Raw genomic sequence first — 11560 nt, 5'->3', positions numbered from 1 at the left:
AAACTCCAAAAGTTCTTCTTTAGCCATGCAGGCTCCAAATAGACGCCGATAAAAGTCGAACGGCCCACGCCTGAATCGAGGGGCGCGAGCCGTGGGAGAGGCCTCTATCATAACGCGGAGCCCGCCGCACGGTCGAATGCCTCATGGCTGGAGAGGGAAGATTGAGCCAGGACCACCCCGATCGGCCGCGATACTTCGATCTGCTGGCGCTGGCGGAGGCCGAGGCCGACGTGCTGGCCTTCTGGCTCACGGGGTCGCGCGGCAAGGGCCGGGAGACGGGGGCGTCAGACTATGACTGTGTGCTGATCGTCCGCGACGAGGTCTTCGAGGACTGGCGTGCGCGCCATGCCGGCCGCGGGCGCGGGGCCACCGACTGCACCGTGATGACACTGGAGGGCCTGCGCGCCCACGCCGCCTGGGGCGGGCCCGACGCCTGGGATCGCTACAGCTATGCGCACGTCCCGGTGCTGGTGGACCGCACCGATGGTCTCTGCCAGCAGATCATCGACGAGAAGGCGCGCGTGCCGCCTGCTGAGATCACAGGCTTCATCGACCGGAGCCTGGACCACTACCTCAACCAGACCTATCGGGCGCTGAAGTGCCTGCGCGACGGCTTGCCTTCCGCCGCGCAGCTGGAGGCGGCGGAAGGCATCGCGCCCCTACTCGACGCCCTCTTCGCCCTGGATGGCGGACGGCTGCGGCCGTTCTACAAATATCTGGCGTGGGAATTGGCTGATCATCCACTGCCGGCGGGCCAAGCCCTGGCCCTCAAAGCCCCTTCCCTTCTGGAGCCGCGCCCCAGGACGCTGAGAGGCCTCCTGGTAGAGGCAGAGCGCCTGTTCCGCGCGGCAGACCACGGGGCGGTGTTCGACGCCTGGGGTTCCGACCTCGCCTGGATGCTCCCCTAGCGAGGAAAGCGCTGGGCGATGTGGGCGGCCAGCGCGTCGCGCACCTCGCGATAGGCCGCCAGCCGCGCCTCCCGGGACCCCTCCACCAGGGTGGGATCGAAGGTCGGCCAGTACTCGATCTCGGCCGCCCGGCCCCGGGTCATCTCCACGGCCCGGTGCTGGGCCTCCGGCGTCAGGGAGACCACCAGGTCGAAGGACGAGTCCTCCAGGTCCTCGAAGGTCTTGGGCCGGTGATCGGAGAGATCGGCGCTCAACTCGGCCATCACCGCCTCGACGAAGGGATCGACACCCTCGGCCTCGTCCCGTTTCAGCCCGCAGCTGTCCACGAAGACACGGTCCCCGAGGGCGCGCTTCATCAGCGCCTCGGCCATGGGCGAGCGAACACGGTTGAAATTGCAGGCGAAGAGCACCGCCCCTGGCAAGGGCGGCGCGGGCGGATCAGCGGCCATCGACCCCTATCCCCGCCAATGCAGGGCGCAGATGAGGGTGAAGAGCCGCCGGGCGGTGTCGAGATCGGTGTCGATCTTTCCCGCCAGCCGCGTGCGCAACAGGTTCGAGGCCTCGTTGTGCAGGCCCCGCCGGCCCATATCCAGGGCCTCGATCTGCGAAGGCGTCGAGTTGCGGATCGCCTGGTAGTAGCTCTCGCAGATCAGGAAGTAGTCCTTGATCAGCCCCCGGAACGGCGACAGCGACAGGATGTGGCGGCGCTCGTACTCCGGCCCCGCCACGTCCAGCACCAGCCGGTTCTCCACCAGCCCCATCTTCAGGTCATAGGGCCCGCCCTCGGCGCCCTCAGGATGGAAGTAGTTCTCCTCCAACAGATCGAAGATCGCGATCTGCCGCTCCTGCTCCTGGTCGCGCGAGACCGCGGCGAGGGATTCCTCGTCGATCTCCACGGTCTGCAGGCGGTGCTTGGTGCGGTCTTCGTCGGCCATGGCGGTCGGTGGGGAACGGGTCAGCGACGTTTATTGCAAACCAACCCCTAACGTCACCCTGCACGATCGCCTCACGCGGGTCGCAGACATAAAAAGTGTCCGGCGCGGGGGAGCGTCGGGCTTGGCCGGGACCAGGACAACCTATTGAGGCTCCACAGCTAGCTCTGGCCGAGCCGGATGGCCGCCGAGCGGGCGTGGGCGGGCAGGCCCTCGGCGTCGGCCAGGGCCACCGTCGGCGGCCCGAGGATCGCGAACGCCGCCTCGTCGCACTTCACGATCGAGGTGCGTTTGATGAAGTCGTAGAGCGACAGTCCCGACGAGAACCGCGCCGCCCGGCTGGTGGGCAGGACGTGGTTGGAGCCGGCCACGTAGTCGCCGATCGCCTCGGGGGTGTGACGGCCCAGGAAGATGGCGCCGGCGTGCCGCACCTGGTCGGCCAGGCGTTCCGGGGCGTCGAGGGCAAACTCCACGTGCTCGGGCGCGATCAGGTTCACCAGCCGCGGCGACTCCTCCAGCGGCGCGATGATCACCGCGCCGTGGTTGCGTAGCGAGACCACCGCATCCTCGCTCGTCTCCAGGCTCTTCAGTTGCAGCGCGATCTGGGCTTCCACCGCATCGGCGAAAGCCTCGTCGTCGGTGATCAGGATCGACTGCGCGGCCGGGTCGTGTTCGGCCTGGGACAGCAGGTCGGCGGCGATCCAGTCGGGCCGACTGGCGGCGTCCGATACGACCACGATTTCCGAGGGGCCGGCGAGCGCGTCGATCCCGACCGTGCCATAGACCCGGCGCTTGGCCGCCGTGACGAAGGCGTTGCCGGGCCCCACGATCTTGTCCACCGGCAGGATGGGCCCGGCGCCATAGGCGAGCGCCGCCACCGCCTGGGCGCCACCCACCCGCCAGATTTCCGTGATCCCGGCTTCCTTGGCCGCCGCCAGCACCGCCGGCTGCAAGCGCCCCGGCGGCGTCACCATGGCGATCCGCTCCACCCCGGCCACTGAGGCCGGGACAGCGTTCATCAGCACGGTGGAAGGATAGGCCGCGCGCCCGCCGGGCACATAGATCCCCACGGCCTCCAGGGGCGTCCAGCGCCAGCCCAGCTCGACCCCGGCCTCGTCCCTGAACCATTGGTCGGCGGGACGCTGGCGCTCGTGATAGTTGCGGATTCGCTTGGCCGCGAAGGCGATCGCCTCGCGAACTTCCGGCGCGCACTGCGCGGCGCCGGCCTCGATCTCCTCGGCCGTCACCCGGATGGTGTCGGCGTCGATCTCCGCGCGGTCGAACTGGCGGCCGAAGCGCAGGACGGCCTCAAGCCCCTCGGCGCGGACGGCCAGAAGGACATCGCGAACCAGGACGTCGACCTCTTCAGGGGTCTCGCGGCGTTCGTCGATGAAGGCGGCGAAGGCGGCCTCGAAGCCGGGCTCGGAAAAACGGAAGCGGCGCATGGGCGCTCTTTAGCGGCGCGCGGCCGCGAACGCTACGCCTTGTCAGGTCTGGTGCGTGGGGGTCCGCGGCGTCGGCCAGGGCGCGGAGATGTCGGCCAAGACCGCGTCGATGCACTCCACGGCGATCCGCAGGTCGCCGCCACCGGCGAAGCTGAGGGTGATAGTCCCGCCGGGGGGATCGCCGGGCTCGAATTCCAGGGTCAGCAACTCGATCACCGCGGCCTTGGCGCCCCGCCGCAGATTTCGCGCCTGCACCCCCAGGACCGAACCGATCTGCAGGGCCGAGCGCACGCGCTCGCCGCCCTTCCCCTCCCAGCGATAGCGATTGAAGCTCACCGTCACCCGGCGCGCCCGGCGTTCCACCGTGATGTCGCCGATCCTCGCCACCGCGTCCTGCAGCGCCGCCGATATGACCGCGAGGTCCTCGGCGTCTTCCGCCAGCAGGTGGAGCAAATCGCTCATGGTGTCGTCCCAGATTGCGCCCTTGGGGCGTCCTATCCCGCGCATCGGCGATCCGGCGGGGTGAGGCTATCTAGCCCGAGGCCGGGCCGGACGGAAGGCGGCCGGTCGGCGGGTCGCTCGTCGGCGTCTCGGGCGGGAGTTTATGATCGGACGCCTTGCGCCGCCGCAGATTGGCGCGCAGCGCCTGGGCCAGTTGCGCCTCGCGTTCCTCCGCCTGCGTCTTGCCGGTTTTCGCCATATCCGAAGGGGTGCGGCGACGCGTCTGGCGCGTCAAGTTCTCTTCCCGCCGCTTTTAGGCTTCACGCGGCCCTCGACGTTGGCTATAGCCCGCCCTCGCCTTTTCGCCGTTGTAGCTCAGAGGTAGAGCGCATCCTTGGTAAGGCTGAGGTCCAGGGTTCGAATCCCTGCAACGGCACCACTATAAACCCTTGCGGTGCAAGGGATTCAGGGGGACGGACGCGCAAGCGCTCCGTCCCTTTGTCGTTCTGGATCGTCGCACAAGACGCTTGAAACGGCTCGCCTCATCCACGTGGGGCGAATTTTCCCTTGATATGACCCCGCCCAAATATATATCCGGGTAATATTCCTGCCTTACCGCGGGAAGTGCGGAGTCGACCCATGGACGAAGAGACCTTCATCGCCTTCGCGGGCCATCAACGACTGGCGGCGGGCCCGCTCCAGGAGGTCGCCCTGGCCGCCAAGGCCGCCCATGATCGGGGACTGGAGCCCATCATGGTCTTTGATGACGCCACCGGGCGGACCGTCGAATTGGATCTGCGGGGCTCGGCCGCCGATGTCACAGCTCGTCTTTCGAAGGATGGCGACCCGCCGGCCAAGCCCGGCCGCGGCCGCCCCAAGCTCGGCGTCACCGCCCGGGAGGTCACCCTCCTGCCCCGGCATTGGGACTGGCTCTCGGCCCAGCCCGGCGGCGCCTCGGCCGCCCTGCGCCGGCTGGTGGAGCAGGCCCGCCGCGACAACGCCGGCGCCGATGACGCCCGCCAGGCCCTGGAAGCCGCCCACCGCGCCATGACCACCCTGGCCGGCGACCTCCCCGGCTATGAGGAGGCGACGCGCGCCTTCTACGCCAAGGCCTATGGGCGGTTCGCCGATCTCACCGCCGCCTGGCCGAAGGACGTCGGGGACTATCTTCGCGGCTTGGTCCGTCGGGTGGAACAGCGCCAGGCGGTCTAACGGCCGCCCGACTTCAGCCCGGCCCCGGCCACGAAAGCGGCGATCCCGGCCGCCAGCCAGGGCGCGCTGCGCACCAGCCACGACCAGAAGCTGGCCACGCCCACCACCTTGTCGCGTTGAGCCTCAAGGAGGTCGATCCGGTTTACGGCGCTCTTCACCTCTGAGCGCAAAGCATCCACCAGCTTCCCCGTCTCCAGGGTCTCAAGGCGGACAAGGCGTTCACGAACATCATCGACCTTGGTGGTCAGCCCCTCGAGTCGACGCGTCTGAGCCGCCACATTCTCCCCGATCTGACGAAGCGTAAGAATTTGAGCGTTGTGCAGTGCGTCCAGGGATTGCGTCCGTTCAGCGCCCACCTCCGGCCCACCAACGGACACGCCCATTTGCGCCGGCATCACTTCGCGCCCTTTCCACCAAGCCCGGGGAAGCCGCTGATCGAGCTGATGAGACTTGCGATCTCGCCCAGACTCGCCCCCGTCTCCCGGGTCGTCGAACTGCTCGTCCCCTGAGAGTCCGTCGTCTGCCCCGAGAACAGCGACAGCGGCAGGCCGGAGAACATCTCGATCTGCGAGTTGAGCGTGCTGATGGGCGCCTGCCGCATCGCCTGGTCCGCGCCGCGCAGTTGCGCGCCCACCGAGGCTTGGGTGGCGATGTCGGCGCGGTCGCTGGCCGCGCGGTCGTTGGCGGCCTGCAGCTTCATCTGGTTGTCCTGGGCCGCGATCTGGGCGCTGGCCGCCGACGCCTGCTGGCGGCGATCCGCGTCCTGGCCAGACAACCCCGCGCCGACGGTGAACATCTCCGAGAGCAGTTGGCTGAGCTTGGTGCTCCGCGCCCGGGCCAGTTCGCCTTCGGTCAGCGACTTGGTGAGCGCCGCCCCCGAGCCGCCGAACGCTCCCTGCCCGGCGATCGCCAGGTCCTGGGAGGCGCGGGTCCGCCCCGCATCGGCGTCGAAGTCGGCCATGGCTGAGTCCGTGACCTCCTTCCGGAAGGGGCTGTAATAGGATGACAGGTTGTCCAGCAGGCTGGCGGAGGTGACGCTGGGCGCCGGTCCGTTCAGCAGCTTGGAGAACCAGGCGTCGCTGCCGGCGGTGTTGGCGTCCGCGCCGCGCTGGCCGCCCAGGTTCGCGGCGCCTTTGGCGGCTTGGTTTTCCAGGGCCGAGACCGGCGCCACATAGTCATAGGGACTGGCGCCCCCGACCTTCTGGATCCCCAGGTTCAGGCTCTGGGTCATGTTCGACAGCCAGTCCGGCGTGGTGGGCGTCACCACCGTGTGGCTGGTATTGCTGGCGTTGGTCTTGCTCTTCTTGGCCATCAGAGGATTCCTTTCAACAGGTGTCCGACCCGCGCGTAGCCGTCCCGCCGCAGGAGGCGGGTCCAGCCGGCGCGGCCGTCGATGGTGACGTATTGGCAGCCCTGGCCCCGGGCCCAGGCCTCGACGCCGGGCTTCATCGCCAGGATTTCGGCAAGCTCTCCCCCCGCCAGCCAGACGTGCAGGAAGTGGACGCCGTCCTCGCACAGGCGCTGGGTGACCATGGCCGCCCCGCGCCCGGCCCAGAGCTGAGCCCGGCCCGAGAGGATGTCTCCCAGCAATTCGGCCTCCCCGGCGCAGTCGTCCCGCAGGGCCGGCAGCAGCCAGGCGCGGTAGCGCGCCCAGCCGACCGCGCCCTCAGCGGCTTCCGGCCGGGGCAATGTCGAACACCGGGCGGCCGATGCGACAGGCGGTGGGCGCAGAGCCGCCCGCGAACCGCACCCGGAACATGCGTCCGGTCATGCGCAGGTCCACGCGGTCGGCGCCCGGCGCCATGCTGTAGGCGCCCTTTGTGGTCTCCTCCCCTTGCGGCGTGAAGCGGCTGGTGATCGACACCGAAACCGGCCCCACCTGGTCGGCCATGTCGGGCCAGAGCCCGCGCACCATCGCCGTCGCCTCGGGGGCGAGCAGCTGGTCGGCGCTCTCCACGAACCAGGCGAAGCCCCCGCCGTCGGCGCTGGCGCCACGCTCGTGCCAGTAGGCCGCTCCGCCCGGGTCCACGCCTATGGGAAACTGGGATGGGCCGGCGTCGATCATCGCCGTCCGCGCCATGATCCCTCGCGACCATGCGCCGTCGGCCAGGGACATCAGCAGGTAGCGACTGTTCTCCGCTCCCTCCCGCGCGTCGGGATAGTCGAAGCGGATCTCGCTGAAGGCCGAGGACGAGGACGCCACGATCTTGTCGCCCTGGGAAGCCGCCAGGTTGTCGGCCAGCCCCTCGCGGATCGGACAGGGCAAGGCCTCCGGCGCCCCGCCCAGGACGTAGCGGTAGAACTGCAGGTCCGGTCCGAGCCAAAAGGCCTGCTGCCCCACCACCACCGCGGCGTTGGGACCGATCAGGCCGCACGTCTCGCCGACCCGGTCGAACCGCCAGGGCTGGGTCAGGGACCCGACGAAGCTCCCCAGGAACAGGGCGTGGCTGGTCCAGATCAGCAGGTAGGGGCCGATCACCCGGCCCGCGACGATACGCCCCCCGCCGGGCAGGATGTACTCCCGCGCCGTGGTCGAGGCGGTGGTCTCCCATTCGGTGTTGTTGCGCACCGACGAGTGCCTCAGGCAGAGCGGATTGAAGGTCCCCGACACCTCCTCATTGCACCCCAGGGCGAACACCTGGTCGGTCGGCGCCACCAGCATGTGGGTCACCCGCGCGGGCGCGTTGGCGAGCGCCGCGGAGGCCGCGGCGGTGTTGTTGGTCCAGCTGTAAATCCCGCCGTCCCGCGGACAGGCCAGCAGGTTCTCGCCCCAGGCCGCCAGGGACCAGGTGCGCGGGAAATAGTCCCCCGACGACGGCTCCGACCAGTTCCCGGTCGAATAGGCGCCCGTCCCGAACCCCTGGCCGCCGGTCCCGTCCACCAGCCCCGCGGCCAGCCCGGCCGGGGTGACATCATAGAGTCCCCCGCCCTTGAAGACCTGCAGCTTGCTGTGCGTCCCGAAGGCGATGTTCAAGACCGCGGCCCTGTCCGTCCACGGCAGGACACTTCGGCAGAGCCCCGTCACCGAGCTGTCCATCAGCCGCTCCCACCCCCCGATCACCTGCGGGCGACCGCGGTGGAAACGGACATTCGAAGCATCAGCCCATCGGCCGGCGGCCGCAAAGGAGCTGTCGTCGCCGTTCAGGCCGGGCGGGATGTCTAGGGGGATGCGCATGAGCGTGTCCTTGATCGGCGTGACAACTTGATGCAGCAATCTGCGGGCTCTATCAGTCGAGCACTTCCAGTCAGAAGGGGCGACCATGAGCAGGCATGAGAAGTGGTTCGCGCCGAACGGCGGAATGTCGACCGTTACGGGCTTTATCAGCCCACGTGCGGCACGAACGATCAGCGCGATCCTCACCCACCAGATGCAGACACCCATCCAGGGCTCGCTGGCTGAGATCGGCACCTTCCTGGGGAAGACCTTCATCGGCTTGGCGCTTGCAGCCAAGCCCGGAGAGCATGTTGTGGGTCTAGATATATTTGAAGCCGACGTTGGCCAAAAGCTGGTCGCGAGTCTGAAACTTGCCCTGCCAGGCGACACAGCCTCGCATGTGCGGGTCGCGAAGAGAGACTCGACCACCGTCACTCCAGCGGAATGGATGCGGCTACTCGGAGAGCCCGCGCGGTTCGTCCACATCGACGGCGATCACACCTATGAAGCGGTGCTGAGCGATATCCAGTTGGCGACCACCTACCTGGTCGATGGCGCTGTCGTCGTGATCGATGATTTCCTGCACGAGTGGTATCCCGACGTCACCGAGGGGATCATCGATGCGATCCGGGTATCGAAGAACCTCTTCCCGGTCGCAGTGATCCCGCGCACAGGGTCTGTCATGGGGGGCGGCACCAAGCTCGTGTGCACCACGCCCGGCGTGATCGAAGACTGCTTCGCGCTTCTTCAATCTGCGTTGCCCGGCACGACGTTTCGCGATTGTAAGATCGCCGGAAAGCCCGCCAAGGCGTTCTTCAACTACGACTGAGCTACGCCGTCCTGACAACGATCACTAGACCGTCGCCGCCGTCGCGCAGCGGATAGCCGCATCCACCGCCACCGGGCGTTCGGCCACGCTGGCCGCCATGGCTTCCGCCTTTGCCTCCCCGCATCGGGAGGTTCGCCGGTGCCCCCCCTCCCCCTCCTCCAGTTGAACCATCGCCGCTTCCACCAGCGCCGCCACCGGTTCCCTGGCCTGCGGCCCCGTTAGTGCCGGCGGTGGTGCCCGGAATCGAACCTGTTAGGTTTACATCACCACCGGTGGCTGCGACGGGGGTCGTCTGGCTGTCTGGTGCGGCAGCGATGACCGTCGCCCCGTTCGCGAGAGTCAGCGTGGTGTCGCCTGGAATTCCTTCCAGCCCTCCACCGCGACCAACCATCCCTACTAGCGTCGCGCCACGCACAAGCCTCACGGTCTTTTCGGCGTAGGAACCCGAGGCACCGGCACCTCCCGATCCATCGCCGGCCCAGCCTCCTCCCCAAAGATAGAATTTGTATTCTCCCGTTTCAGGCGCGGTGAAAGTGAAGGAGCCGACTGGGAACATGGCGGCATAGGTCACTGCGCCCCCGCGGTTGGGAATACTCATGTCCTGGCCACGCAAACCGCGCAGGCCAAGGAAAGTTCGCCCGACCATCAATAATCCCCCCACTCAGCCGCGAACACGATTCCCGTATTGCTCACCCCGATGGCCACATAGAGTTCGGCATTGGCCGCCAGGATCATCGCCGCGTCCTCGCTGTACCCGAAGTCTGCCGGCGTCTGCCCCGTCGTCTGGGCCACGGTGTAGGCGCCCATCAGTTTGGAATTGATCAGCTTCTTGGTCGTCCCCGCGTCGTAGGAGACGTAGAGCTGCAGCTCGGTGGCTGTGTTCGTCGCCCGGGCCAGGGCGGTGATCTTGGTCACGCGCGCGCCGTTGGCGCCGGCGGTCAGCAGCTTCTGGGTGTTGGTGGGGGTGTCGGAATAGGTGGAGTTGGCCGTCGTGCAGACGGCGACGCCGGACTTCGGCGTCTGGGGCGTGATGACGTTGTTGCCGGTGACGGCCATGGCGGATCCTCAGAACAGCAGTGAGAAGGCGACCGCCCGGGCGGTCGCGGCGGCGCTGGCGGCCGCGGCCTTGGCGGCCTGGTCGCCGGCGTAGTCGGAAAGGTCGGCCACGGCCGGCGCGGTCCAGGCGGGCGTCGTCCCGTCGGTCTTCAGGAACTTGCCGCCACTGCCCCCCTGCCCCGGCAGCACCCCGGCCTGACCGGCCCAGGCCTGCTGATCGACATAGGTCCGCACCGCGTCGACATAGGCCTTGATCGAGGTCCCCCCGATCGCCAGCGAGAACACGTTGGTGGCGTCGCAGATCACCAGGGCGGTGTCGTTCACCCCCAGGGCCACGGTGGCGCCCGCCCCGGTGGTCAGGGTCACCGCCCCGCTGGAGCCGTTACGGGCCAGATAGACCTTCGACACCGACGGCAGGGTCACGGTGGCCGGTCCCGTCCCGGTGAAGTCCAGGATCGCCGAGCGCGCCTCATCGTCGCCGTTGGAGGCCGCCAGGACATAGGGCGCGCCCGTCAGGGCCACGCTGGTGCGCCCGGCGATCGCCGTCTCGATGCGGCTGATGGCGTTGTTCAGTTTCGGCGCCCCCCAGGTGTTGAGGTTCTCGCCGGCCGCCTGCAGCTCCAGCCGCAGGCGGGGGGTGTAGGATGAGGGCATTAGAGCGCAGCTCCCGTGTCTTGCCGAATCCAGTGGATTCCGTCGGAATGGGCCAGGATGTTCAGGTCGCTCACCAGCAGCAGGCTGCGTGGCCAGGCCGCGGCAGGCGGCAGCTGGGCTTGGGCGCAGGCGAAGACCGGCGTCGGCGCGCCAGGCGCCCGCAGGGCGCGCAGGGCTTCGAGGATCTCGCTCAGCACCGGCCTCAGGCTGGCGGGAGCGTCGGGGGTGAGGACGGTCATGCCGACCGCCCTCCGGCGGCCAGCAGCGGCTCGGCCGTGAGGGTGGCCAGGGCCTTGCCGCGGGCCTCCTTGGCGCGCGCCTCGGTCAGCGCCGCCTCCAGCCGCGCGGTGAACAGCGACAAGAGCTCGGCGTCCCGCAGATAGGGTGCGGCCTCCACCAGGGCGCCGAACAGATAGAGGTCCGGATAGTCGGCCAGCACCGCATTGGTGGGCTGGGCGTCCGACAGGGCCAGCCGCCCCACCATCCGCAGGGTCAGGCCATAGGCGCGGTCGCAGGGCCGATCGAAGGCGATGCTTCCGCCGCTCAGGCTCCAGGCCTGAGGCTCGCCGGCCGCCGCCGCCGCCGGCAGCAGGGCCGGATCGACGAACCGCAGCGCCGCGCGCCCCTCGGCCCGGTTGAGCCACAGGGCGATGGGCTCGCGGAACCCGGCCGGCAGGGCCACGGTCCTGGCCCCGGCCGTCGCGGTCAGCGCCTCCTCGGTCTCCATCATCCGCAGCCGCAGCACGCGGTTCAGCCGCGATTCCGCCAGCGCGATGAAGTCGGCCGTGCGGTCGGCCAGGTCGCCCCGCTCCAGCCAGTCGGCCACGGCGGTCTTCAATTGGGCATAGGTCGCCAGCGCCATGCGACGCGCCTCCGTCTATCGGGTCTGTAAGGGAAAGGTGGGGCGGCCCGGGAGGACCGCCCCGGAG

16 protein-coding genes and 1 tRNA gene are annotated in these 11560 nt (G+C 68.8%); 4 read left to right on the top strand and 13 right to left on the bottom strand.

The window, feature by feature from the left end; all coding sequences use genetic code 11:
- The first annotated feature begins 161 nt into the window (after positions 1-161).
- Entirely contained in the window at positions 162-908 is a 747-nt protein-coding gene (locus Q7T09_RS16235) for a nucleotidyltransferase domain-containing protein (protein WP_304701096.1), read from the top strand.
- Here Q7T09_RS16235 and Q7T09_RS16230 read toward each other — a convergent pair.
- The 5 genes from Q7T09_RS16230 to Q7T09_RS16210 all read right to left on the bottom strand — a co-directional run bounded on the left by Q7T09_RS16230 (position 905) and on the right by Q7T09_RS16210 (position 4021).
- Complete coding sequence (locus Q7T09_RS16230) at positions 905-1357, bottom strand: low molecular weight phosphatase family protein (protein ID WP_304701094.1); 453 nt, start codon at positions 1355-1357, stop codon at positions 905-907. The two genes, Q7T09_RS16235 and Q7T09_RS16230, sit on opposite strands and share 4 nt — an antisense overlap.
- A 6-nt stretch (positions 1358-1363) precedes the next feature.
- The gene (locus Q7T09_RS16225; RefSeq protein ID WP_304701092.1) at positions 1364-1843 is read right to left on the bottom strand and encodes a UPF0262 family protein; all 480 of its coding nucleotides are present in this window, start codon (positions 1841-1843) and stop codon (positions 1364-1366) included.
- A 158-nt stretch (positions 1844-2001) separates the two neighbouring features.
- Positions 2002-3285 (bottom strand): histidinol dehydrogenase, encoded by a 1284-nt coding sequence (hisD, locus tag Q7T09_RS16220; RefSeq protein ID WP_304701090.1) that lies wholly within the window; start codon positions 3283-3285, stop codon positions 2002-2004.
- A gap of 42 nt (positions 3286-3327) precedes the next feature.
- The gene (locus Q7T09_RS16215; protein WP_304701088.1) at positions 3328-3747 is read right to left on the bottom strand and encodes a DUF2948 family protein; all 420 of its coding nucleotides are present in this window, start codon (positions 3745-3747) and stop codon (positions 3328-3330) included.
- Positions 3748-3817: 70 nt separating this feature from the next.
- Positions 3818-4021, bottom strand: a complete 204-nt coding sequence (locus tag Q7T09_RS16210; protein WP_304701086.1) for a hypothetical protein — start codon at positions 4019-4021, stop codon at positions 3818-3820.
- A gap of 69 nt (positions 4022-4090) precedes the next feature.
- Between Q7T09_RS16210 and Q7T09_RS16205 the strand changes: the two genes are divergently transcribed.
- Together Q7T09_RS16205 and Q7T09_RS16200 are read left to right on the top strand one after the other, a co-directional pair.
- Positions 4091-4165: transfer RNA gene (locus tag Q7T09_RS16205), tRNA-Thr, on the top strand.
- 200 nt (positions 4166-4365) lie between these two features.
- The gene (locus tag Q7T09_RS16200; protein WP_304701084.1) at positions 4366-4938 is read left to right on the top strand and encodes a DUF2239 family protein; all 573 of its coding nucleotides are present in this window, start codon (positions 4366-4368) and stop codon (positions 4936-4938) included.
- Here Q7T09_RS16200 and Q7T09_RS16195 read toward each other — a convergent pair.
- From Q7T09_RS16195 to Q7T09_RS16180, 4 genes are read right to left on the bottom strand one after another with little or no spacing between them, the layout of a single operon-like run.
- Positions 4935-5333: a hypothetical protein gene (locus Q7T09_RS16195; protein WP_304701082.1), complete on the bottom strand. Its 399-nt coding sequence runs from the start codon at positions 5331-5333 to the stop codon at positions 4935-4937. The genes Q7T09_RS16200 and Q7T09_RS16195 overlap by 4 nt on opposite strands.
- The gene (locus tag Q7T09_RS16190; RefSeq protein WP_304701080.1) at positions 5333-6250 is read right to left on the bottom strand and encodes a hypothetical protein; all 918 of its coding nucleotides are present in this window, start codon (positions 6248-6250) and stop codon (positions 5333-5335) included. The genes Q7T09_RS16195 and Q7T09_RS16190 overlap by 1 nt, the downstream gene beginning before the upstream one ends.
- A complete protein-coding gene (locus tag Q7T09_RS16185) occupies positions 6250-6627 on the bottom strand; it encodes a hypothetical protein (RefSeq protein ID WP_304701079.1) in 378 nt (125 codons plus the stop codon). Before Q7T09_RS16185 ends, Q7T09_RS16190 begins: the two co-directional genes overlap by 1 nt.
- Positions 6605-8113: a hypothetical protein gene (locus tag Q7T09_RS16180; protein ID WP_304701078.1), complete on the bottom strand. Its 1509-nt coding sequence runs from the start codon at positions 8111-8113 to the stop codon at positions 6605-6607. The genes Q7T09_RS16185 and Q7T09_RS16180 overlap by 23 nt, the downstream gene beginning before the upstream one ends.
- Positions 8114-8198: 85 nt before the next feature.
- Here Q7T09_RS16180 and Q7T09_RS16175 point away from each other — a divergent pair, with 85 nt between their 5' ends.
- Complete coding sequence (locus Q7T09_RS16175; RefSeq protein WP_304701075.1) at positions 8199-8921, top strand: class I SAM-dependent methyltransferase; 723 nt, start codon at positions 8199-8201, stop codon at positions 8919-8921.
- A gap of 645 nt (positions 8922-9566) precedes the next feature.
- Here Q7T09_RS16175 and Q7T09_RS16170 read toward each other — a convergent pair.
- The 4 genes from Q7T09_RS16170 to Q7T09_RS16155 are packed head-to-tail and all read right to left on the bottom strand — an operon-like array spanning position 9567 to position 11493.
- Entirely contained in the window at positions 9567-9977 is a 411-nt protein-coding gene (locus Q7T09_RS16170) for a hypothetical protein (protein ID WP_304701073.1), read from the bottom strand.
- 9 nt (positions 9978-9986) lie between these two features.
- Complete coding sequence (locus Q7T09_RS16165) at positions 9987-10631, bottom strand: hypothetical protein (RefSeq protein ID WP_304701072.1); 645 nt, start codon at positions 10629-10631, stop codon at positions 9987-9989.
- The gene (locus tag Q7T09_RS16160) at positions 10631-10870 is read right to left on the bottom strand and encodes a hypothetical protein (RefSeq protein ID WP_304701071.1); all 240 of its coding nucleotides are present in this window, start codon (positions 10868-10870) and stop codon (positions 10631-10633) included. Before Q7T09_RS16160 ends, Q7T09_RS16165 begins: the two co-directional genes overlap by 1 nt.
- Entirely contained in the window at positions 10867-11493 is a 627-nt protein-coding gene (locus tag Q7T09_RS16155; RefSeq protein WP_304701070.1) for a hypothetical protein, read from the bottom strand. Before Q7T09_RS16155 ends, Q7T09_RS16160 begins: the two co-directional genes overlap by 4 nt.
- Positions 11494-11560 lie beyond the last annotated feature (67 nt).

The organism is Phenylobacterium sp. (assembly GCF_030645195.1).
GTDB lineage: Bacteria > Pseudomonadota > Alphaproteobacteria > Caulobacterales > Caulobacteraceae > Phenylobacterium.
The sequence above is the reverse complement of the archived record's forward strand: the minus strand, read 5'-3'. Positions and strand labels throughout refer to the sequence as shown.